1 protein-coding gene is annotated in these 1,087 nt (G+C 70.7%); it reads right to left on the bottom strand.

From position 1 onward, the window contains the following. A partial coding sequence (locus tag MXC99_RS00330) for a 2-oxoacid:acceptor oxidoreductase family protein (RefSeq protein WP_247723657.1) occupies nucleotides 1-1,071 on the bottom strand: 1,071 nt, incomplete at its 3' end. Nucleotides 1,072-1,087: the final 16 nt, after the last annotated feature.

Consider the following 1,087-nt stretch of genomic DNA (forward strand, 5'->3'; position numbering starts at 1 on the left):
GGTGTCGGCCAGATGGACCGCCCACTGCGTGGTGAAGGCGCAGTCGGCGAGCGAGTTCGGCGCCACCACCAGGTGCGGGGCGTCGCCGTGCAGGCCGTAGAGGGCGATGTTGAGGTCGCTCTGCTCGGACTTTACCGGGATGCCGGTGGACGGGCCGCCGCGCATCACGTTGACGATCGTGATCGGGGTTTCGGAGGCCACCGCGAGGCCGATCGATTCGGTCATCAGCGCCAGGCCGGGGCCGGAGGTGGCGGTCAGCGAAGTGGTGCCGCCGTAGGAGGCGCCGATGATCTGGTTGACCGAGGCGAGCTCGTCTTCGGCCTGCACCAGCGCGCCGCCGAGCTTGGCGAGGTTGGGCGCGAGCCATTCGAGCACTTCGGTGCCCGGGGTGATCGGGTAGGCGGCGACAAAGCGCACGCCGCCGCGCACCGCGCCGAGGCCGGCGGCTTCGTTGCCGGTGATGCTCCACAGGCGCTGGCGTTCGCCGCCGGCGGCCGCGGCCAGGCGCTTGCTCGACGGCAGCGAGGCGGCAAAGGCCGCGCCCGCGCGCACCGAGGCTTCGCTCGCGGCGAGCGCGGCAGGGCCTTTCTTCGCCAGCGAGTCATTGACCACCTTGAGCACCGCCTCTTCGGGCAGGCCGATCAGGGCCGCGACCGCGCCCAGCGCGATCATGTTCGGACGCCCGCCGTCGATCTCCTTGGCGATCTTCTTGAACGGAATGTCGGCCCGGCGCGTGCCCTTGGCCAGGATCTGCTCGGGGAATTCGCCCCCGTCCGGGTCGCCCAGCACCAGGCCGTCGGCGGTCATCGGCACTTCGGCGGCGAAGCGGCCGACGTTTTGCCAGTCGATCGCCACCAGCATGTCGAAGTGGTCGTCGTGCGACTGCACCGGCGCGGTGGACAGGCGCAGCATCGCCGCCGCCTCGCCGCCGCGGATCTGCGCTCCCGACGAGCGCGTCATGTAGGCATACCAGCCGGCGTGGCCGGCGGCATCGAGCAGCATGCTGCCTGCCGTCATCACCCCGGCTCCGCCGCTGCCGGCGAAGGTTATCGAAACCGATCGGGCTGTCATCCTCATTCTCCAAGTT

Origin of the sequence: Thauera aromatica (genome assembly GCF_023093595.1) — a bacterium.
In the GTDB taxonomy this organism is placed as follows: domain Bacteria; phylum Pseudomonadota; class Gammaproteobacteria; order Burkholderiales; family Rhodocyclaceae; genus Thauera; species Thauera aromatica_A.